Source organism: Nonomuraea spiralis (assembly GCF_014648435.1).
Classification (GTDB): domain Bacteria; phylum Actinomycetota; class Actinomycetes; order Streptosporangiales; family Streptosporangiaceae; genus Nonomuraea; species Nonomuraea spiralis.
In genome coordinates this window covers 1-16,789 of sequence record NZ_BMRC01000023.1, presented here as the reverse complement: position 1 = coordinate 16,789, position 16,789 = coordinate 1, and the positions used below count along the sequence as shown (strand labels likewise).

At 71.7% G+C, this 16,789-nt stretch carries 18 protein-coding genes, 1 tRNA gene and 1 pseudogene; 8 read left to right on the top strand and 12 right to left on the bottom strand.

Annotated elements, in window-relative coordinates:
* Window positions 1-27 precede the first annotated feature (27 nt).
* Both IEZ27_RS39235 and IEZ27_RS39230 read left to right on the top strand, forming a co-directional pair.
* The gene (locus IEZ27_RS39235) at window positions 28-1,824 is read left to right on the top strand and encodes a glycoside hydrolase family 15 protein (RefSeq protein ID WP_189651913.1); all 1,797 of its coding nucleotides are present in this window, start codon (window positions 28-30) and stop codon (window positions 1,822-1,824) included.
* An 84-nt stretch (window positions 1,825-1,908) separates the two neighbouring features.
* Window positions 1,909-2,652 (top strand): SDR family NAD(P)-dependent oxidoreductase, encoded by a 744-nt coding sequence (locus IEZ27_RS39230; RefSeq protein ID WP_189651912.1) that lies wholly within the window; start codon window positions 1,909-1,911, stop codon window positions 2,650-2,652.
* Window positions 2,653-2,659: 7 nt separating this feature from the next.
* Here IEZ27_RS39230 and IEZ27_RS39225 read toward each other — a convergent pair whose 3' ends face one another.
* From IEZ27_RS39225 to IEZ27_RS39210, 4 genes are all read right to left on the bottom strand, one after another.
* Window positions 2,660-3,859: an NAD(P)/FAD-dependent oxidoreductase gene (locus IEZ27_RS39225; protein ID WP_189651911.1), complete on the bottom strand. Its 1,200-nt coding sequence runs from the start codon at window positions 3,857-3,859 to the stop codon at window positions 2,660-2,662.
* Window positions 3,856-4,065, bottom strand: coding sequence for a ferredoxin (locus tag IEZ27_RS39220; protein ID WP_189651910.1), 210 nt, complete (start codon window positions 4,063-4,065; stop codon window positions 3,856-3,858). Before IEZ27_RS39220 ends, IEZ27_RS39225 begins: the two co-directional genes overlap by 4 nt.
* Window positions 4,066-4,088: 23 nt before the next feature.
* The gene (locus IEZ27_RS39215) at window positions 4,089-5,303 is read right to left on the bottom strand and encodes a cytochrome P450 (protein ID WP_189651909.1); all 1,215 of its coding nucleotides are present in this window, start codon (window positions 5,301-5,303) and stop codon (window positions 4,089-4,091) included.
* A gap of 136 nt (window positions 5,304-5,439) precedes the next feature.
* Window positions 5,440-6,285 carry a helix-turn-helix domain-containing protein gene (locus IEZ27_RS39210; RefSeq protein WP_189651908.1) on the bottom strand — a complete coding sequence of 282 codons (846 nt, stop codon included), beginning with the start codon at window positions 6,283-6,285 and terminating at the stop codon, window positions 5,440-5,442.
* Window positions 6,286-6,357: 72 nt separating this feature from the next.
* Between IEZ27_RS39210 and IEZ27_RS39205 the strand changes: the two genes are divergently transcribed.
* The 3 genes from IEZ27_RS39205 (at window position 6,358) to IEZ27_RS39195 (ending at window position 8,480) form a co-directional block, all read left to right on the top strand.
* Window positions 6,358-6,789, top strand: a complete 432-nt coding sequence (locus IEZ27_RS39205) for a nuclear transport factor 2 family protein (RefSeq protein WP_189651907.1) — start codon at window positions 6,358-6,360, stop codon at window positions 6,787-6,789.
* A 144-nt stretch (window positions 6,790-6,933) separates the two neighbouring features.
* Window positions 6,934-7,707: an alpha/beta fold hydrolase gene (locus IEZ27_RS39200; RefSeq protein ID WP_229824755.1), complete on the top strand. Its 774-nt coding sequence runs from the start codon at window positions 6,934-6,936 to the stop codon at window positions 7,705-7,707.
* On the top strand, window positions 7,704-8,480 hold the full coding sequence (locus tag IEZ27_RS39195; protein ID WP_189651905.1) for a MerR family transcriptional regulator: 777 nt from the start codon (window positions 7,704-7,706) through the stop codon (window positions 8,478-8,480). The genes IEZ27_RS39200 and IEZ27_RS39195 overlap by 4 nt, the downstream gene beginning before the upstream one ends.
* 106 nt (window positions 8,481-8,586) lie before the next feature.
* On the opposite strand, the gene IEZ27_RS39190 is transcribed toward IEZ27_RS39195, so the two are convergent.
* From IEZ27_RS39190 to IEZ27_RS39185, 3 genes are all read right to left on the bottom strand, one after another.
* Window positions 8,587-9,138, bottom strand: coding sequence for a CocE/NonD family hydrolase C-terminal non-catalytic domain-containing protein (locus tag IEZ27_RS39190; RefSeq protein WP_379478629.1), 552 nt, complete (start codon window positions 9,136-9,138; stop codon window positions 8,587-8,589).
* On the bottom strand, window positions 9,126-9,326 hold the full coding sequence (locus tag IEZ27_RS54430; protein ID WP_229824754.1) for a hypothetical protein: 201 nt from the start codon (window positions 9,324-9,326) through the stop codon (window positions 9,126-9,128). The genes IEZ27_RS39190 and IEZ27_RS54430 overlap by 13 nt, the downstream gene beginning before the upstream one ends.
* Before the next feature lie 231 nt (window positions 9,327-9,557).
* Window positions 9,558-9,632, bottom strand: a tRNA-Val gene (locus IEZ27_RS39185).
* 452 nt (window positions 9,633-10,084) lie between these two features.
* Between IEZ27_RS39185 and IEZ27_RS39180 the strand changes: the two genes are divergently transcribed.
* Window positions 10,085-10,501, top strand: coding sequence for an SsgA family sporulation/cell division regulator (locus IEZ27_RS39180; RefSeq protein WP_103958541.1), 417 nt, complete (start codon window positions 10,085-10,087; stop codon window positions 10,499-10,501).
* 54 nt (window positions 10,502-10,555) lie between these two features.
* Here IEZ27_RS39180 and IEZ27_RS39175 read toward each other — a convergent pair whose 3' ends face one another.
* Window positions 10,556-11,188, bottom strand: a complete 633-nt coding sequence (locus IEZ27_RS39175) for a DUF305 domain-containing protein (protein ID WP_189651904.1) — start codon at window positions 11,186-11,188, stop codon at window positions 10,556-10,558.
* A gap of 85 nt (window positions 11,189-11,273) precedes the next feature.
* On the opposite strand from IEZ27_RS39175, the gene IEZ27_RS39170 reads away from it, so the two are divergent.
* Window positions 11,274-12,665, top strand: coding sequence for an LVIVD repeat-containing protein (locus IEZ27_RS39170; RefSeq protein ID WP_189652004.1), 1,392 nt, complete (start codon window positions 11,274-11,276; stop codon window positions 12,663-12,665).
* Between the two features lie 47 nt (window positions 12,666-12,712).
* On the opposite strand, the gene IEZ27_RS39165 is transcribed toward IEZ27_RS39170, so the two are convergent.
* From IEZ27_RS39165 to IEZ27_RS39155, 3 genes are read right to left on the bottom strand one after another with little or no spacing between them, the layout of a single operon-like run.
* A complete protein-coding gene (locus tag IEZ27_RS39165; protein WP_185844692.1) occupies window positions 12,713-13,543 on the bottom strand; it encodes an aminotransferase class IV in 831 nt (276 codons plus the stop codon).
* Entirely contained in the window at window positions 13,540-14,544 is a 1,005-nt protein-coding gene (locus IEZ27_RS39160; protein ID WP_189651903.1) for a chorismate-binding protein, read from the bottom strand. The genes IEZ27_RS39165 and IEZ27_RS39160 overlap by 4 nt, the downstream gene beginning before the upstream one ends.
* Window positions 14,520-15,437 (bottom strand): LysR family transcriptional regulator, encoded by a 918-nt coding sequence (locus tag IEZ27_RS39155; protein ID WP_229824753.1) that lies wholly within the window; start codon window positions 15,435-15,437, stop codon window positions 14,520-14,522. Before IEZ27_RS39155 ends, IEZ27_RS39160 begins: the two co-directional genes overlap by 25 nt.
* A gap of 58 nt (window positions 15,438-15,495) precedes the next feature.
* Here IEZ27_RS39155 and IEZ27_RS39150 point away from each other — a divergent pair, with 58 nt between their 5' ends.
* The gene (locus IEZ27_RS39150) at window positions 15,496-16,689 is read left to right on the top strand and encodes an NAD(P)-binding domain-containing protein (protein WP_189651901.1); all 1,194 of its coding nucleotides are present in this window, start codon (window positions 15,496-15,498) and stop codon (window positions 16,687-16,689) included.
* A gap of 15 nt (window positions 16,690-16,704) precedes the next feature.
* Here IEZ27_RS39150 and IEZ27_RS54425 read toward each other — a convergent pair.
* Window positions 16,705-16,789 (bottom strand): annotated as a pseudogene (locus tag IEZ27_RS54425) (IS5/IS1182 family transposase); the annotation flags it as partial.

The window sequence follows — 16,789 nt, the reverse complement described above, 5'->3', positions numbered from 1 at the left end:
CGCGATGAGGGAGTACGGGGTTCACGCATGGCCGGGGGATTTCCGCCGATCGGGACGTACGCGTTCCTGTCGGACTGCCACACGGCGGCGCTCGTCGCGCCCGGCGGGGCGGTGGAGTGGATGTGCGCGCCGCGCTTCGACGGCCCGAGCGTGTTCGCGCGGGTCCTGGACCGGCGGCTCGGCGGCGCGTGGGAGCTCGACGTGGCGGGCGCGCGGGTGGACGGGCGCGGCTACGTCGAGGAGACGCTCGTATTGCGCACCCGCTGGACCGGCCGCGAGTGCGAGGTCGTGGTGCACGACTTCTTCGCCACCGCGCTGCCGGAGTCGGGCGGCGACGGTCTCGTGCCCGTCCGGATGCTGGTGCGGTGGGCCAGGTGCGAGCGCGGGCGGGCGGTGGTGCGCTCCCGGGTGCTGGCCAGGCCCGACTACGCCACCCGCGAGGCCCGCTGGAGTGCGCGCGACGGCGTGCTGGCCGAGGAGTCGGGGCTGCTGCTGACCGGCACGCCCGCGCCGGAGGCCGAGACCACGCTCGGCGAGGGCGAGTCGTGGGCGATCGCGCTCGACTACGCCGGCCAGGGGCTCGCGCCGGTCCGCGATCCCGCCCGGCTGCTGGAGGAGACCGTGCGGTCGTGGCGGTCGTGGTCGGCGCGCTCGGCGTACGACGGGGTGGGGGCGCGGCAGGTGCGGCACAGCGCGGTCGTGCTGCGCGGGCTGCTGTTCGACGAGAGCGGCGGGCTGCTCGCGGCGCCCACGACGTCGCTGCCGGAGTGGCCCGGCGGGCCGCGCAACTGGGACTACCGCTACGTGTGGCACCGCGACGCGGCCCTCATGGTGCTGGCGCTGCTGCGGCTCGGCCACCGCGAGGAGGCGGGCCGGTACCTGGCGTTCCTGCTCGGGCAGTGCGCGATCCACCAGGACGACGTGCCGCCGGTGTTCTCCGTCGACGGCGGGCCGGTCGCCGGCGAGACCGTGCTCGGCCATCTGGAGGGGTACGCGGGCTCGCGTCCGGTGCGGATCGGCAACGGCGCCGCCGGGCAGCACCAGCTCGACAGCTACGGCCACATCCTCGACGCGGCCATGGCCTACCACGCGGTGACCGGCGAGCCGCCCGGCGGACCGGTGTTGTGGCGGCTCGTGGAGCAGGCCCGCGCCCGGTGGCGGGCGCCGGACGCGGGCATCTGGGAGGCGCGCGGCGGCGAACGCCACTGGACCTACTCCAAGCTGTACGCCTGGGTCTGCTTCGACCGCGCGGTCCGGCTGGCGGAGGCGACCGGCGAGCCTGGCCTGCCTCTCGCGGAGTGGCGGGCCGAACGCGAGGCCGTCCGCGCCGAGCTGCTGGAGCGCGGCTACAACGCCGACGTGGGCGCCTTCACCCAGTCCTACGGCTCCGAACAGGCCGACGGCTCGCTGCTGCGGCTGCCGCTGCTCGGCTTCCTGGACGGCGACGACCCCCGCGTGCTCGGCACCCTCGACCACATCCAGTCGCGCCTGGGCGAGGGCGGCGCCCTCGTGCACCGCTACGACCCCGAGGCCACCCGCGACGGGGTGGGCGGGCCGGAGGGGGCGTTCCTGATGTGCTCGTTCGAGATGGTGTCGGCGCTGGTGCTGGCCGGGCGGACGGCCGAGGCCCGCGACCGGTTCGACACGTTGTGCGCGCGGGCCGAGCCGCTCGGGCTGTTCGCCGAGGAGATGACCGGCGACGGGCACATGGTGGGGAACTACCCGCAGGCGTTCACGCATCTGGCGCTGATCGAGGCGGCGCTCAACCTGGACGCCTCCGGCCCCGCCGACGCCCTGCACGACTGGGCCGAACACGGCGGATGACCCGGCCCTTGGGCCGGACACGGCGGATGATCACCCCACTCCCCGCCGTTCGCCGAAGATCGGCCTCCTGCTAGCGTGCGGCGGGTGAACGGGCGCGCGGTACTCGTGACAGGAGCCTCCAAAGGCATCGGGAGGGCGGTCGCCACGGCGTTCGCCGCTCAGGGCGACCGGGTCGCCGTCCACCATCGCGACTCGGCGCGGGCGGCCGAGGGCGTGCTGGCCGGGCTGGCGGGCTCGGGCCATGTCGTCGTCCAGGCCGATCTGGCCGATCCCGAGGGCGTGCGGCGCATGGCCGACGAGGTCGCCGGGGCGCTGGGCGGGATCGACGTCCTGGTCAACAACGCCGGGGTCTACCATCTCCACCCCATCACCGGCACGTCGTACGAGGAGTGGCAGGCCGCCTGGCGGGAGGCGTTCGAGGTCAACCTGATGGGCGCGGCCAACCTCACCTGGTGCGCGCTGCGGCACATGCGCGCCGGCGGCCGCATCGTGAACGTCAGCTCCCGCGGCGCCTTCCGCGGCGAGCCCGACGCCCCCGGCTACGGCGCCAGCAAGGCGGGCCTGAACGCTATGAGCCAGTCGCTGGCGGTGGCGCTCGCACCCCACGGCATCGCGGTCGCCTCGGTTGCCCCGGGATTCGTGGCGACCGAGATGACCACCGAATACCTCAAGCCACCCCTCGGGGACGCCATCCGCGCGCAGAGCCCGTTCGGCCGGGTCGGGGAGCCGGACGAGATCGCCGCCGCGGTGCTCTACCTGGCCTCCCCTGCGGCCGAATGGGCCAGCGGCACCGTCCTCGACCTGAACGGCGCCTCCTACCTCCGCTGAGGCGCGGTCAGCCGGTGGCGGCCTCGCGGAGGGCCTGCCGCCACGGGGTCCCTTCGGCGACGTGGCGGCGGAGCTCGCGGGCCTGCCTGGGCAGGTTCCAGGTCATGGCGCCGGTGACGTGCCCGTCCGTGCCGTACAGGCCGGCGAACCGGCCGCTCGCTGGGTCCCCGGCGACGATCTGGAAGCGGGCCGCGCCGCCGGTGAGGCCGTACGCCTGGATCTTCACGTCGTACTGGTCGGTCCAGAAGTAGGGCACGGGGGCGAAGGCGGCGGTGCCTCCCAGGAGCGTACGGGCGGCGGCCGTGCCCTGCTCGGTGGCGTTCAGCCGGTGCTCGACGCGCAGGCGCCCGAAGCGGGGGTGCCGCCAGGAGGCGACGTCGCCGGCGGCCACCACGCCGGGAGCGGCCCGGCACCGGTGGTCGCACTCCACGCCGTCCCCCAGGTCCAGGCCGCTGCCGGACAACCAGCCGACCGCGGGCTCCGAGCCGACGGCCACGAGCACCAGGTCGGCCGGGACGTGGACGCCGCCGTCCAGGTCCACGCCGTCGACCCGGCCGTCGCGGCCGGACAGGCCGGTGACCAGGGTGCCGAGGTGGAGGCGGACGCCGTGCCGTACGTGCAGGCCGGCGAGCAGGTGGGCCACCTGGTCGCCGAGCGGGCCGATCATCGGCGCGGGCAGCGGGTCGACCAGGGTGACGTCCAGGCCGAGCTCCCGGGCGACGGCGGCGACCTCCGAGCCGAGGAAGCCCGCGCCGACGACGACCGCCGACCGGGCGGCGAGCAGCCCCTCCCGCAGGGCGAGGGCGTCGTCGAGGGTGCGCAGCACGTGCACCCCGCCGAGCCCGTGTCCCGACGGCAGCCGTCGCGGGACGACCCCGGTGGCGATCACCAGCCCGTCGTACGGCAGGACGCCGCCGTCGGAGAGGGCGAGTTCGCGGGCGCCGGTGTCGAGGGCGGTGGCGGCGACGCCGAGCCGCCAGTCGGCCGCGAGCGCGGCGCGGGCGTCGTGGCGGCGTAACGTCACGCGGCCGGGCTCCCACCGGCCGCGCAGGATCTGCTTGGACAGCGGCGGCCGGTCGTAGGGCTCGCGCCGCTCCGCGCCGACCAGGGTCAGCGAGCCGGTGAAGCCGTCGCGGCGCAGGGCCTCGGCGGCGGCCAGACCCGCCGCCGAGGCGCCCACGACCACGATCCGGGCGGGCCCGCTCACGGCGCGGTCGGCGTGGCGGTCAGGGTGATCGCGAGGGCCGGGCAGATCCGGGCGGCCTCGCCGACGTCGGCCAGCAGTCCCGGTTCGGGGTGGTCCTCCAGGAGTACGACGATGCCGTCCTCGTCGCGCTGGTCGAACACGCCGGGGGCGATGAGGACGCACTGGCCCGAACCGGTGCAGGCGTCCTGGTCCACGGTGACCTTCATGGGCTTGACTCTCCTTCGCTCGATCACCAGGTGACGGGCAGTTCGCGGACGCCGTAGAAGACGGCCTGCTGCTTGAACGCCAGCTCCGACGGAGGCGTGGCCAGTGCCAGCGTGGGGATACGCCGGTAGAGGGTGCCGTAGACGACCTGCAGTTCCACCCGGGCCAGCGGCTGGCCCAGACACTGGTGGACGCCGTAGCCGAAGGCGACGTGGTGGCGTACCCGGCGGCGGACGTCGAGCACGTCGGGGTCGGGGAAGGCCGACGGATCCCGGTTGGCGGTGCTCTTCACCACGACGATGCCCTCGCCCTTGCGGATCAGCCGGCCGCCGATCTCCAGGTCCTCGCGCGCGACGCGGCGGGCCTCGGTGTGGGTGATGGACAGGTAGCGCAGGAGCTCCTCGACGGCGTTGGCCACCAGCGCCGGGTCGCCGTCGCGTACCGCCGCGAGCTGGCCGGGGTTCGCCAGCAGCGCGGCCGTGCCGAGCGCGATCATGTTCGCGGTGGTGTCGTGCCCGGCCACCAGCAGGAGCTGGCCCATGGTGGCGATCTCCCGCAGGGTCATCGCGCCCGTCCCGTACTGCTCCACGGCCAGCCGGCTGAGGACGTCCTCGCCCGGGTCGGCGCTCTTCGCCGCCACCAGCGCCTCCAGGTAGGCGTTCAGCTCCTCGCCGGCGGCCAGGGCCCGTGCCGGGTCGCCCTCGTCCATGACCAGCTCGCCCGCCACCCGCTGGAAGAAGGCCCGGTCCGCGTACGGCACGCCGAGCAGTTCGCAGATCACCAGCGACGGGACCGGCAGCGCGAGCGCCTCGACCAGGTCGGCCGGGTTCGGCCCGGCGAGCAGGTCGTCGATGAGGTCGTCGACGACGCGCTGGATCCTGGGCCGCAGCGCCTCCATCTTCTTGACCATGAAGTCGGCGGTCAGCAGCCGCCGGTGCGCGGTGTGCTCCGGCGCGTCCATCTGCATCAGGGTCTTCATCCGCGCGTCGCGGGCCTTGCTCACCGCGTTGGTGTGCGGGAAGCCGGGCTCGGCGACGTCCACGCCGACGCGCGGGTCGGCGAGCACCGCGCGGACGTCCTCGTACGCGGTGACCAGCCACGGAGTGGTGCCGTCCCACAGGCGTACCCGCGAGACCGGCTCCTCCTTGCTACGGCGGGCCAGCTCCGGGGCCGGGTCGAACGGGCGGCCGGCCGCGCGGGGCATCGGGAAGATCGTCGTTTCCGGCGGGGCATCGGTCATGCTGTCTCCTGAATTCGGGCACATCGATCGCCTTGATCGTTCTGTGAACGCGGAGCGTCGTCCTCAGCGCTCATACGTCAAGGCTGTCGTTGAACCAGCCCCGGAGACTTCCGCCCGAGACCGCTGTGAAGGCGGCCTAGAAACCCTCAAAGCCCGGTCGAACCCCGCCCGCCTCGAACCTCCCCTCGAACCTCCCCTCGAATGTCCCTTCGAGCGTCCCCTCGAACGTCTCGAAGTAGGCGGCCGTCTCCGCGTCGGCCGGGTAGTACGACTCGATCGAGATCTCGTCCAGCGTGATGTCCAGCGGGGTGCCGAACGTGGTGGTGGTCGAGAACAGCCGCAGTTCGAGGTCGCCGAACCGGAAGATCATCGGAATGGTGACCTCGGACTCGACCGGCCGGCTCGTCTCGTCGGCGCCGGGCGCGAGCAGTTCCTCGTAGATCGCGTGCAGCTCGGCGTCGGGGGCGATGGCGAGCTGGCGCGAGATCCGGGCGCGCAACACCGCGCGTACCTCTGCCAGGTTGACGATCCGGGGAGCGAGCCCGCCGCGGCCCAGCCCCAGCCGCACGATGTTGACCGGCGGCCGCAGCAGGTCGGGCGCGACGTCCACGAGGAACGCGTCGAGGGCGCGGTTGCTCATCACGATGTTCCACCGGCGGTCGAGCACCACCGCCGGGTACGGTTCGTGGGCGCGCAGCACCCGCGCGATCGCGTCCCCGGCCGTGGACAGCGTGCCCGTGCCGAGCGGACGTTCGGTGTAACGGGGGGCGAAGCCGGCGGCGAGCAGCAGCCGGTTGCGCTCCCGCAACGGGACCTCAAGCTGGTCGGCGAGCCGCAGGATCATGTCGGCGCTCGGGTTGGACTTGCCGGTCTCCACCAGGCTCACGTGACGGGCCGAGACGTCGGCGGCGATCGCGAGGTCGAGCTGGCTGAGCCGCCGGCGGTGCCGCCATTGCCGCAACATCTCCCCGATGCTGTTCATGGCCGCCGATGCTACTCGCCATGAAATCCCCTTTCATCGACATCCTCCGCCGCGCCGGAAACACTGCTCTCCATGACGACCGACAATGCGACAACCGACAACAAGGCCATCGTCCAGCGGGCCCTGACCGAACTCGTCGGGACGGGTGACGTCGACGCGCTCGCGCCGCTGCTGAGCGACGACTTCGTCCATCACCGGCCCGATTCGACGGCCTCGACCAAGGCCGAATGGCTCGACGCCGTACGCGCCGCGCTGGTTCCGCTGGCCGGCATGGCCGTGGAGATCGACCACGTGCTGGCCGACGGCGATCACGTCGTGATGCACTCGCGCCGCCGGGCGCCCGGCGGCGGTCCGGAGATCGTGGTCGTCGACATCTGGCGGCTGGACGACGGGCTGATCGCCGAGGCGTGGGAGATCATCGAACCGGTGTCCCAGGCCGCCGCCAACCTGACCTGGTGGGCGGCCGGGACCGGCCCTGGTGACAACGGCGGTACGGAACGGTAGAAACGACCCGCGGACCCTCCGGTGACCGGCCCTTCGTCGCCGTCGCACCGGAGCCCGCGCAGCCGCGGTTGACATTGACCCAAGGTCAAGCCCGACCGTGGTGCCATGACGAACTCGAACACGACTCATTCAGCCTGGAGTGGCATGCTGCCGGTGGAGGACACCGCCCTGGCCGTGACCGACACCGGCGGCACCGGCACCCCCGTGGTCTACCTGAACGGCTCCTACGCCAGTCAGCGTCACTGGCGCCCGGTCATCGACGACCTGGGCCCGCGGTGGCGGCACATCACCTACGACGAGCGGGCGCGCGGCAGGTCGAAGAGATCGGCCGACTACTCCTTCGAGGCCTGCGTCCGGGATCTCGACGCCGTGCTGAAGGCCAGAGGGCTGGAGCGGCCGCTGCTGGTGGGCTGGTCGTACGGCGCGCTGCTCGGCGTGCACTGGGCGGCCAGGCACCCGGACCGCGTCGCCGGCGTCGTCGGCGTGGACGGCCCGTACCCGGCCGGCTGGACCGACGAGGCCGGTCACGAACGCATCCGGCGGCTGTTCCGCACGTACCGCTGGGCGTTGCCGATCGCCCGTCTCGCCGGCAACGCCGCGCGGATGAGCGCCGAGCAGCACGCCGAGGTCAGCATCGAGGCCCACCTCCTGCACGCCGCCCTCGAACCGATCCTCGACGGCCTCACGGTCCCGCTCCGCTACGTGGTCGCCTCGGGGGAGGCCTTGGGCAGCAAGAACGACGAACAGGCGCAGATGCGCCTCACGATCAACCCGGTGCTCGCCCGCAACCCGAACCTGGCGATCGCCGCCAAGGTCGGCGGCAACCACGGCTCGATCGTACGCAAGGACTTCCACGCGATCGCCGAGACCACCCGCGCGCTCGCCGCCCTCACCCGCGAAGGTCGCAGAGAACCATGATGAGCGGTGTCACGATCGGCCAGGCGGCGGCCTACGCCGGCGTCACGATCAAGACGATACGTCACTACCACCGGCTCGGCCTGGTCGACGAACCGCTGCGCGACAGCTCCGGCTACCGTCGCTACGGATCGTCGGAGCTGCTGCGGCTGATCCAGGTCCGTACGCTGGCCGAGGCCGGCGTACCGCTGTCCGGGATCGGCCCGCTGCTCGCCGCCGATCCGCGACACTTCGCCACCGACCTGGCCGAGGTCAAACGGCGGATGACCGAACGCATCGACGAGCTGATCGCCCGCCGCGACCTGCTGGACCGGCTGGCCAACGGCGACCGGACCCTGTTGCCCGACCGGGCCTGCGCGCTGCTGGACCGGGCCGCCGGCCTCGGCTTCACCCCGGACGAGGTGGCGGCCTACCGCGAGGGCATGGTGCTGACCAGGGCCCTGGTCCCCGACGACTTCGACGACTACCTCGGCGAGGCCGAGCGCGCCCTCGACGACACCCGGTTCGTCGACCTGAACAAGGAATGCTGGGCCGCCAAGGACCTGGCGCCCGACGACCCCCGTATCGAGGAGCTCGCGACCGCCGTGGCCGAGCGGTTCCTCGCCAACCCCGCGTTGCTCGCGACCTCGAAACGCCTGCGGGCCCGCGCCGACACCACCCGGTACGGCCTGCTCAACCACCACGGCGAGGACCAGGCGGCACCGGCCATGGCCCGGCTGACCGCGCTGGTCGAGGCGAAGCTCCGGGCCGCCGGCGTGGACATCCCCCACCAGTGACCGCACACTTCGCCGCGCCGATCGGCCCGGGCCGCTGTCCGGTGCGTCACGAGCGCCGGCAGCCGAGCGCCGGTCCCCGTCCGGCGCTCGACGCTCGGCGCTCAGGTCACCCGATGGTCGTGCCGGTGACCAGCGGCAGCGAGATCGAGGTGCTGGCCAGGTCGACCGTGACCCTGGTCCCGGTGCCGGGTTCGAGGTCGGGCTCCTGGAGAAGGTCGGCGTTGGTGCCGGTCAGCACCAGGCCGAGCCGGTGTCCCGCCTTGAACTCGTAGTCCTGCGGCAACATCTTCCAGCTGATCCGGTACGGCCTGCCGGGCGTCAGCGGGGTCGAGCGGCTGAGCGACCTGTGGTTCTGCGCGTCCAGGATCCCGCGCGAGACCACGTTGAAGCCGGAGACCGCCGTGTTGTCGCCGGCCCTGGTGTAGCAGCCGTCGTCGTCGGCCGTACCCTGTCCGACGCAGTCCTTGCCGCCGATGACCTTCAGTCCTTCCGCGGACGTCGCGGAGCGTTCGCGGTAGTCGATGCGGGTGTCGGTGCCGTAGTCGACGAGCAGGACGCCCAGGTTCGCGGTCGGTTTGTCAAGTTCGACCTTGAGGCTCACCGACGGCGTCCCGGACAGCCGGACCGCGTTCTTCAGCGGCGGGGTCAGGAAGGCCAGCCGGTTCGGGTCGGCGGTGGCGGGTCGCCGGCCATCGCGATCTCGGTCTGCTGGGTGTCGAGGTAGCCGCCGGTGCCGGTCGAGGGCTCGCGGCCCAGGGAGCCGTCCCGCTGGGGTCGAAGGATCACCTTCCGCGCCGGCGCCGGCCAGCCGGCCTGGCTGATCCAGCGGCCCGGGCCGAACTCCACCGGATGATCACCCAGGCCGGCCCGATCGGCATCGACTGGACGCCGGAGATGCGGGCACAGCATCGCATTCACTACGACCCACAGACGGTGACCCCACCGTCATTCAGAACAAGCCGCGACTGCATGGACAGACACTTCCTGGTGACGCCCCCCGAAGCGGGACAGTCACTCAGTTAGTCTCCCTAAAGATCAAAAGGGCCACTTCCCGTATTGGGATGTGGCCCTTGACCGTGGTGGGCGATACTGGGATCGAACCAGTGACCTCTTCGGTGTGAACGAAGCGCTCTCCCGCTGAGCTAATCGCCCGCCCTGTCGGCGCCTTGCGGTGCTGACGGGGAAAACCATACCGCACTCTGGGGGGTGCTGGCGAAACGGAGCCTCGCGGGGTGATCTTCGGGAGCTCCGGCTGGGAGGGATTCGTGCGAAAGGCGGCGGTTGCCCACCGGCATGGCGGGTCGGTGGCATACCATCGTCGTGTTCCGGAAGGCACCGATCGCGATCTTTTCGGGTAGAAACGTTCTTGGTCACGTCAGCCGGGGCAGGCTCTACAACAGCAAAACCCTCGCAAATACGACCCGATTGATGCCGTTTAGCCAGGTAGATGCCTAAATGTCCAGCTGTGATGTGTGTTACAGAAGGCCCTTGAGGCGGAATCTTTCCTACAGGTTTCTTCGTTCCGCGTCATAGCTCAGGACGAAGTCCGTCAGAGCAGTGAAAGCCCCGAAGAGGGGACCTACGACGAAAAGGTTTGGCTGACGATGAACAGCACCACCGTCTCCGCCGAGCTTGGCCTTCGGCTAGTGGTCCCCGACCGTACTACCGTCCCCCTGCTCGCCGGACTGAGCTACACAGCCGACGATCCGTACGCCATCCGCATGGCCTTCCACGTAGGGAACGACGAGCCGGTCGAGTGGATCTTTGCTCGTGAACTGCTGACCGTAGGCATCGTGCGGCGGGTCGGCGACGGCGACGTGCAGGTGTGGCCCGCACGCGCCGACGGCGAGCGCACCCTGCACATCAGCCTCACCTCACCGTTCGGGCAGGCGCTCTTCGAAGTGCCGCTGGCTCCCCTGACGGAGTTCCTGCACCGTACGTACGAGAAGGTGCCGGCGGGGCGCGAGACCGACTACATGGACCTGGACGCCGAGCTGACGAACATGCTCTGGCCGTCCTGATCGCGCTTGTCCGAAGCCTCGGCGTCCACCCCGGCGCCGGGGCTTCGTCATGCGTCAGGACGGGAGCGCGTCCAGGGCCTGGCGCATGCGTCCGATCTCGATGCTCTGGCCGGAATAGACGTCTCTGGCCAGCAGGCGCATGCGGTAGTCGCGGCCGCCCGCCAGCTCCTCCCCCGCCATTTTCACCGCCCCCTGGTGGTGGCGGGTCATCAGGCGCAGGAACATCCGGTCGAAGTCGCCGCCCTTGGCCGACCGGAGCGCGTTCAGCTCCTGCTCCGAGGCCATCCCGTAGCCGGCGGCCGCCGCGTCGTGGGCGTGCGCGGCGGGGGCGGGGCGGCCGAGTTCGGCGAGCCAGGTGGTCATGGCCCTGATCTCGGGGGTCTGGGCGGCGGTGATCGAGCGGGCGAAGGCGCGGATGACCGGGGTGGTCGTACGCGCCTCGACCATGGAGGTCATCTCCAGCGCCTGCCGGTGGTGCGGGATCATCGCCTCGGCGAAGCGTACGTCGGCGGCGACGGTCGGGGCCGGGCTCGGGCCGACACGTTCCCCGGGCGTCGCCGTACGGCCGGGGGCCCCGGGGCTGCCGGGCACCAGCACGGGGGCGTCCGTCCCGACGACCGGGACGTCCCTGACGGACGGCCCGGAAGGGTCGGACGGATCGGAGCAGGCCGTAAGCGCAAATGTCATCACAACTGTGATGAAGACCGTACGCGGCCACCAACGTGCTGGCATAGCTTCCATAGTGAGCCACGAGAGATAAAGGGGACGCGTGTTGATCTTCGCCAAGTTGCGCGGAGCGGTGTTGTGCGCGGTGCTGTTGCTGGCGTCGGCGTGCGCGGCGGAACCACCCTCGGCCGCGGATCCGGGGACAACCTCCTCGCAGGAGAGCGAAACGGCGTCAGGCACGGCGTCCGGCACGGTCTCGGGCTCGGGTGACGTACTGACCAGCCCCAACGTCAAGCACGTGGCCAACATCCCGCGCTCCGGCCCGTTCGCCGGGGGCGACAACTTCAACACCGATCTGGCCTTCCAGGGCGACTACGCGTTCGTGGGCAACTTCGCCGGGTTCGTGATCTACGACATCAGCGACCCGGAGCATCCGAAGACCGTGAGCCAGGTGTCCTGCCCGGCGCAGCAGAACGACGTCAGCGTGCACGGCGACCTGCTGATCCTGTCGATCGACGAGCCGCGCGACGGCGAGGGCTGCGACTCCGGTGACAGCGCCCGCACCTGGGAGGGCCTGCGGCTGTTCGACATCAGCGACAAGAAGAGCCCGCGCTACCTGGGCGCGGTGCGTACCGAGTGCGGGTCCCACACGCACACGATGGTGCCCGCCGACGGCAAGCTCTATGTGTACGTCTCCTCCCCCGGCCCGGAGCCGGACTCCAGCACGTGCCGGCCGCCGCACCAGAACATCCAGATCGTGGAGATCCCGCTCGACGACCCCAAGTCCGCCAAGGTCGTGGCCCAGCCGGACATCTTCCCGCAGCACCAGAACACCGAGATGTTCGCGGGCTGCCACGACATCACCGCCTACCCGGAGAAGAAGCTCGCGGCTGCGGCCTGCTTCGGCGACGGCGTGCTGCTCGACATCTCCGACCCGGTCAATCCCCGGGTGATCCAGCAGATCCGGGACACCGAGAACTTCCAGATCTGGCATTCGGCGACGTTCAACAACGACGCGACGAAGGTCGTGTTCGGTGACGAACTGGGCGGCGGCGGGCAGGCCACCTGTGACGCGAACACGCCGCGCACCAAGGGCGCCGACGCGGTGTACGACCTGGTGAACGGCAAGCTGGAGCGCCGCGGCTACTTCAAGATCCCGCGCGACCAGGAGAAGGACGAGAACTGCGTGGCCCACAACGGCTCGCTCGTCCCGGTGAAGGGCCGCGACGTCATGGTCCAGTCGTGGTACCAGGGCGGCGTGTCGATCTGGGACTTCACCGACTCGGCCGCCCCCAAGGAGATCGGCTTCTTCGAACGCCGCCCGTTCCCGGACGGCGGTGTGGCGGGCTCCTGGTCGGCCTACTACTACAACGGCTACATCTACTCCAGCGACATCCGCGAGGGCCTGGACGTGCTGCGCATCGACGACCCGATCACCGACCCGGCCAAGCAGGTCAAGATGGACGACTTCAACGTCCAGACGCAGAAGTCGTACTGAGTCCGGCCACGCGCCCCGCCGGAAAGGCGGGGCACGTGGTCAGCGGGTCACGGGTTGAGGTCGGCGGCGGCGCGCTCGGCGAAGATCCGCATGGCCTTGGCGGTGATCGGGCCGGGGGCTGTGGGCAGCGCGGTCCCGTCGACGAGGCCGATCGGCTGGATGTCGCGGGTGGTGGAGGTGAGGAAGGCCTCCTCGGCCTCGTAGAGGGCCTGCAGCGGCACGTCGGTCTCCTCGCCGCCGCACCATTCGAGCACCAGCGCGCGGGTGACGCCGGCCAGGCAGCCGGAGGCGAGCGTGGGGGTGATCAGGCGGCCGTCGCGCACGATGAAGATGTTGGAGCCGGTGCCCTCGCACAGGTCGCCCGCGAGGTTGCCGAAGATCGCCTCGCCGGCGCCCTGCCTCTTGGCGTGCAGGAGGGCCTTGGCGTTGTCGCCGTAGGAGGTGCTCTTGACGCCGGACAGCGCGCCGCGCTCGTTGCGCGGCCAGGGGACGACGGCCACGTTCGCGGTGTCGGGGAACGGCTTCTGCTCGTCGACGATGACGATCGAGGTGGTGCCCTGGTCGCCGCGGTCGGAGCCGAGCGGGCCCGGGCCGCTGGTGTAGGTGATGCGGATGCGGCCGAGCGTCCAGGCGGGGGCGGCCGCCAGGCACTTGGCGACGCCTTCCGCGATCGCCTCGACGTCGGGCTCGGGCAGGTCCATGCGCTGGGCCGAGAGCGTGAGCCGGTCGAGGTGCCGGGTGAGCGCGAACGACTCGCCGTCGACGATCTTGATCGTCTCGAAGACGCCGTCGCCGACCATGAGCCCGTGGTCGAACACCGAGACGGTGGCCTGCGCGGGGTCGATCAGCTCTCCGTTGACCCAGACAGGGATGTTCATCGATTTCCTCCTGAAGATGCCAGTGAGATGAGTCTGGATGCCTTCAGCTCGGTCTCCAGCCATTCACGTTCGGGGTCGCTGCCCCACGTGATGCCCGCGCCGGTGCCGAAGCGGATCTCACCTGCCGAGATCCAGAATGTTCTGATGCCCACGGCCAGAGCCGCCCTGCCCCGGTCGGCGTCGACCCAGCCCACCGCACCACAGTAGGGCCCCCGGGGTACCGGTTCGAGCTCATTGATGATGCGCAGGGCGGACGACTTGGGCGCGCCCGTGACAGACCCGGGCGGAAAAGTGGCGGCGAACAGCTCCGGCCAGCCCGCCCCCGGCGCGAGCCTGGCCCGTACGGTGGAGACGAGGTGGACGAGGCCGGGATGTTCCTCGACCGCGCACAAGGAGGGCACCTCGACCGAGCCGACCGCGGCGACCCTGCCCAGGTCGTTGCGGACCAGGTCGACGATCATGACGTTCTCGGCGTAGTCCTTCTCCAGCAGGTCGGCGGCGGTCACGCCGGTGCCCTTGATCGGGCCCGACTCCACGACGTCGCCGTCGCGCGACAGGTAGAGCTCGGGCGAGGCCGACACCACGCTCAGCCCCGGCACGTCGATGACGGCCGCGTACGGGGCCGGGTTGCCCTCGGCCAGCCGGGCGGCCAGCGCGAGCGGGTCGGCGCCGGGCGGGACGGGCGCGCTCAGGACGCGGCAGAGGTTGGCCTGGTAGACCTCACCCCGCTCGATGTGGTCGCGGATCGCGCGCACGCCGCGTTCGTAGGCGGCGCGGTCGAGCGAGGTGTGCCACTCGCCGGGATGTGGACCGTGCCAACTGGCCCTGGGTTCGGGCAGGGGGGCCGGGCGTACGCGGTCGAAGCGGGCGCAGGTCACCTTGCCCTCGTAGTCGACGACGACAGCCCACCAGCCCTCGCCGTCGAGCACGGCCAGGTCGGTCGTCACGTCACGGAGTTCCGTGGCGAGAAGACCGTTTAAGTGGGCGAATCCGTCGTACATACCTCCCATTGTCCCAGCATTTCGACGAGTTCCAGCGCGGCGGGCAACGGAACCTCGGGAAGGGCGGCGTACACCGTACGGACGGGGGTGGCGCCGCGCAGCGGTTTGAGCACCAGGTCCGGCGGCACGGCCCGCGCGGCGAGCTCGGGCACCAGCGTCACCCCGAACCCGGCGGCGACGAACCCGAACTTCCCCGACCATTCGGCCACCCGCAGCCCGCCCCGCGGCGTGAACCCGGCGGCGGCGGCCGCGGCCACCAGCAGCGTCGGCTGGCCGCGCGGCGCGGCCTCGATCCAGCTCTCCCCGGCCAGGTCGCGCAGGTCCACGTCGGACTCGGCGGCCAGCCGGTGCCCGGCGGGCAGCGCGACGAACAGCCGGTCCTCGCGCAGCGGCACGAGCCGGGCGCCCTCGGCGGGCAGACCGGCCGGGTAGTCGCTGACCACGGCCACGTCGAGCGCCCCGGCGTGCAGGCGTTCCATGAGCCGGGCCGTCAGCCCCTCGGTCATCCGCAGTTCGACGCCGGGATGGCGGGTCAGGAAGCGTTTCAGCGTGTACGGCATCAGGTCCACGTTCGCTGTGGCGAAGGCGCCCGCGCGCAGCGTGCCGCCGTGGCCGCCGTGGATGGCGGCCAGCTCCTCGCCCGCGCGTTCCAGCCGGTCGAGCACGGCGACGGCGTGCCGGTGCAGGGCCGTGCCCGCGGGGGTCAGGCGTACGCCGCGTGCCAGGCGTTCGAACAGCGGGCCGCCGGCGGCCCGTTCCAGCGCGGCGATGCGCCGGGAGACCGCCGACTGGGTGTAGCCGAGCAGCTCGGCGGCGGCCGTGAAGGAACCGCTCCTGGCCACCTCGTCGAAGAGGCGGAGCGTCTGGGGATCGAAGGCATTCGTGTCACGCATGGCTGCCATGCAATCTAGTCGGTGGTGGAATACCTCGCATCCCTGTTGACTGTGGTCCGTGATTGCATTTCTTGGACAGGGACGCATGGGCGTCCCCATGGCCCGGCGACTCGTGGAGGCCGGGCACAAGGTGACGACGTGGCGGCGCGGGAGCGGCGTGACGGCCGCCGAGGCGGTGGACGGCGCCGAGCTGGTGATCACCATGCTCAGCGATCCGGCGGCGGTGCGCGAGGTGCTGACGGCCGCGCTGCCCGGACTGCGGCCCGGTGCGACGGTGGTGGAGATGTCCACGATCGGCCCGGAGGCGGTGCGCGAGCTGCGCGCGCTGCTGCCGGAGACGGTGGCCCTGGTCGACGCGCCGGTGCTGGGCAGCGTGGGCCCGGCGGCGGACGGCACGCTGGTGGTGCTGGCCGGTGGCGAGCTGTCGGGCTGCCGCGAGGTGCTGTCGGTGTTCGGCACCGTACGGGAGACCGGGCCGCTGGGCTCGGGCGCGGCGATGAAGATCGCCGTCATGAGCGCGATCGTGCCCGCCCAGGTGCTGGTGGCCGAGACCCTGGCGTACGGGGCGGCGCACGGCGTCGAGCGGGACACGCTGATCGACGTGCTGGCGGGCACCCCCGTCGGCCAGGTGGCCGAACGGCTGCGCACACCCCCGGCCGAGACCCGGTACGCGCTCGGCCTGGCCGCCAAGGATCTGGAACTGGCCGCCTGGGAGGGCGCCTCGATGGCCACGGCCGCCCGGCGGCGGCTCCAGGACGCGCGGGCGGCCGGACTGGGCGACCGCGACGTGACGGCCGTGGCCGAGTTCGTCGGCGACCGGGCCGACGACCGGGCCGGCGAGGCGGTCGCCAGGCGCGCGGTGCCGCTGAACCTGAGCACGATCCCCGCCACGAACGGCGCGTACTCGCACGCGGTGCGGGTCGGCGACATGCTCTACGTCTCCGGCCAGGCCGCCTTCGACGATCAGGGGGACGTGGTCGGCCCGGGTTCGCTGAGGACCCAGGCCGAACACATCTTCGCGGTCACCACGCGCATCCTGGCCGACCAGGGCGCGACCTGGCAGGACGTCGCCTTCATCAGGACGTACCTGACGGGCATGGACGACATCCTCGAACTCAGGGACGTACGCGACCAGTACGTCACCGGCACTCCCCCGGCCAGCACGACCGTCGAGGTGTCGAAGCTGTTCAAGCCGGGGCTGGTGATGGAGATGGACCTGATCGTCGCGCTGCCGCGCGGGTCGGCGGGCTAGGAGCTGTTTCTTAGATCAGGTCCGGAGCCAGATAGCCAGGGCGGCCAGGGTGACGGTGCCGAGGAAGATGTAGGCGCGTTTGTCATAGCGCGTGGCCACG

What these genes read in the sequence shown, in the direction of transcription:
- IEZ27_RS39235 (WP_189651913.1), top strand. Translation starts at nt 28, where the DNA reads ATGGCCGGGGGATTTCCGCCGATCGGGACGTACGCGTTCCTGTCGGAC.
- IEZ27_RS39220 (WP_189651910.1), bottom strand. Translation starts at nt 4,065, where the DNA reads ATGAAGGTCACCGTGGACCAGGACGCCTGCACCGGTTCGGGCCAGTGC.
- IEZ27_RS39215 (WP_189651909.1), bottom strand. Translation starts at nt 5,303, where the DNA reads ATGACCGATGCCCCGCCGGAAACGACGATCTTCCCGATGCCCCGCGCG.
- IEZ27_RS39210 (WP_189651908.1), bottom strand. Translation starts at nt 6,285, where the DNA reads ATGAACAGCATCGGGGAGATGTTGCGGCAATGGCGGCACCGCCGGCGG.
- IEZ27_RS39205 (WP_189651907.1), top strand. Translation starts at nt 6,358, where the DNA reads ATGACGACCGACAATGCGACAACCGACAACAAGGCCATCGTCCAGCGG.
- IEZ27_RS39200 (WP_229824755.1), top strand. Translation starts at nt 6,934, where the DNA reads ATGCTGCCGGTGGAGGACACCGCCCTGGCCGTGACCGACACCGGCGGC.
- IEZ27_RS39195 (WP_189651905.1), top strand. Translation starts at nt 7,704, where the DNA reads ATGATGAGCGGTGTCACGATCGGCCAGGCGGCGGCCTACGCCGGCGTC.
- IEZ27_RS39180 (WP_103958541.1), top strand. Translation starts at nt 10,085, where the DNA reads ATGAACAGCACCACCGTCTCCGCCGAGCTTGGCCTTCGGCTAGTGGTC.
- IEZ27_RS39175 (WP_189651904.1), bottom strand. Translation starts at nt 11,188, where the DNA reads ATGACATTTGCGCTTACGGCCTGCTCCGATCCGTCCGACCCTTCCGGG.
- IEZ27_RS39165 (WP_185844692.1), bottom strand. Translation starts at nt 13,543, where the DNA reads ATGAACATCCCTGTCTGGGTCAACGGAGAGCTGATCGACCCCGCGCAG.
- IEZ27_RS39160 (WP_189651903.1), bottom strand. Translation starts at nt 14,544, where the DNA reads ATGTACGACGGATTCGCCCACTTAAACGGTCTTCTCGCCACGGAACTC.
- IEZ27_RS39155 (WP_229824753.1), bottom strand. Translation starts at nt 15,437, where the DNA reads ATGCGTGACACGAATGCCTTCGATCCCCAGACGCTCCGCCTCTTCGAC.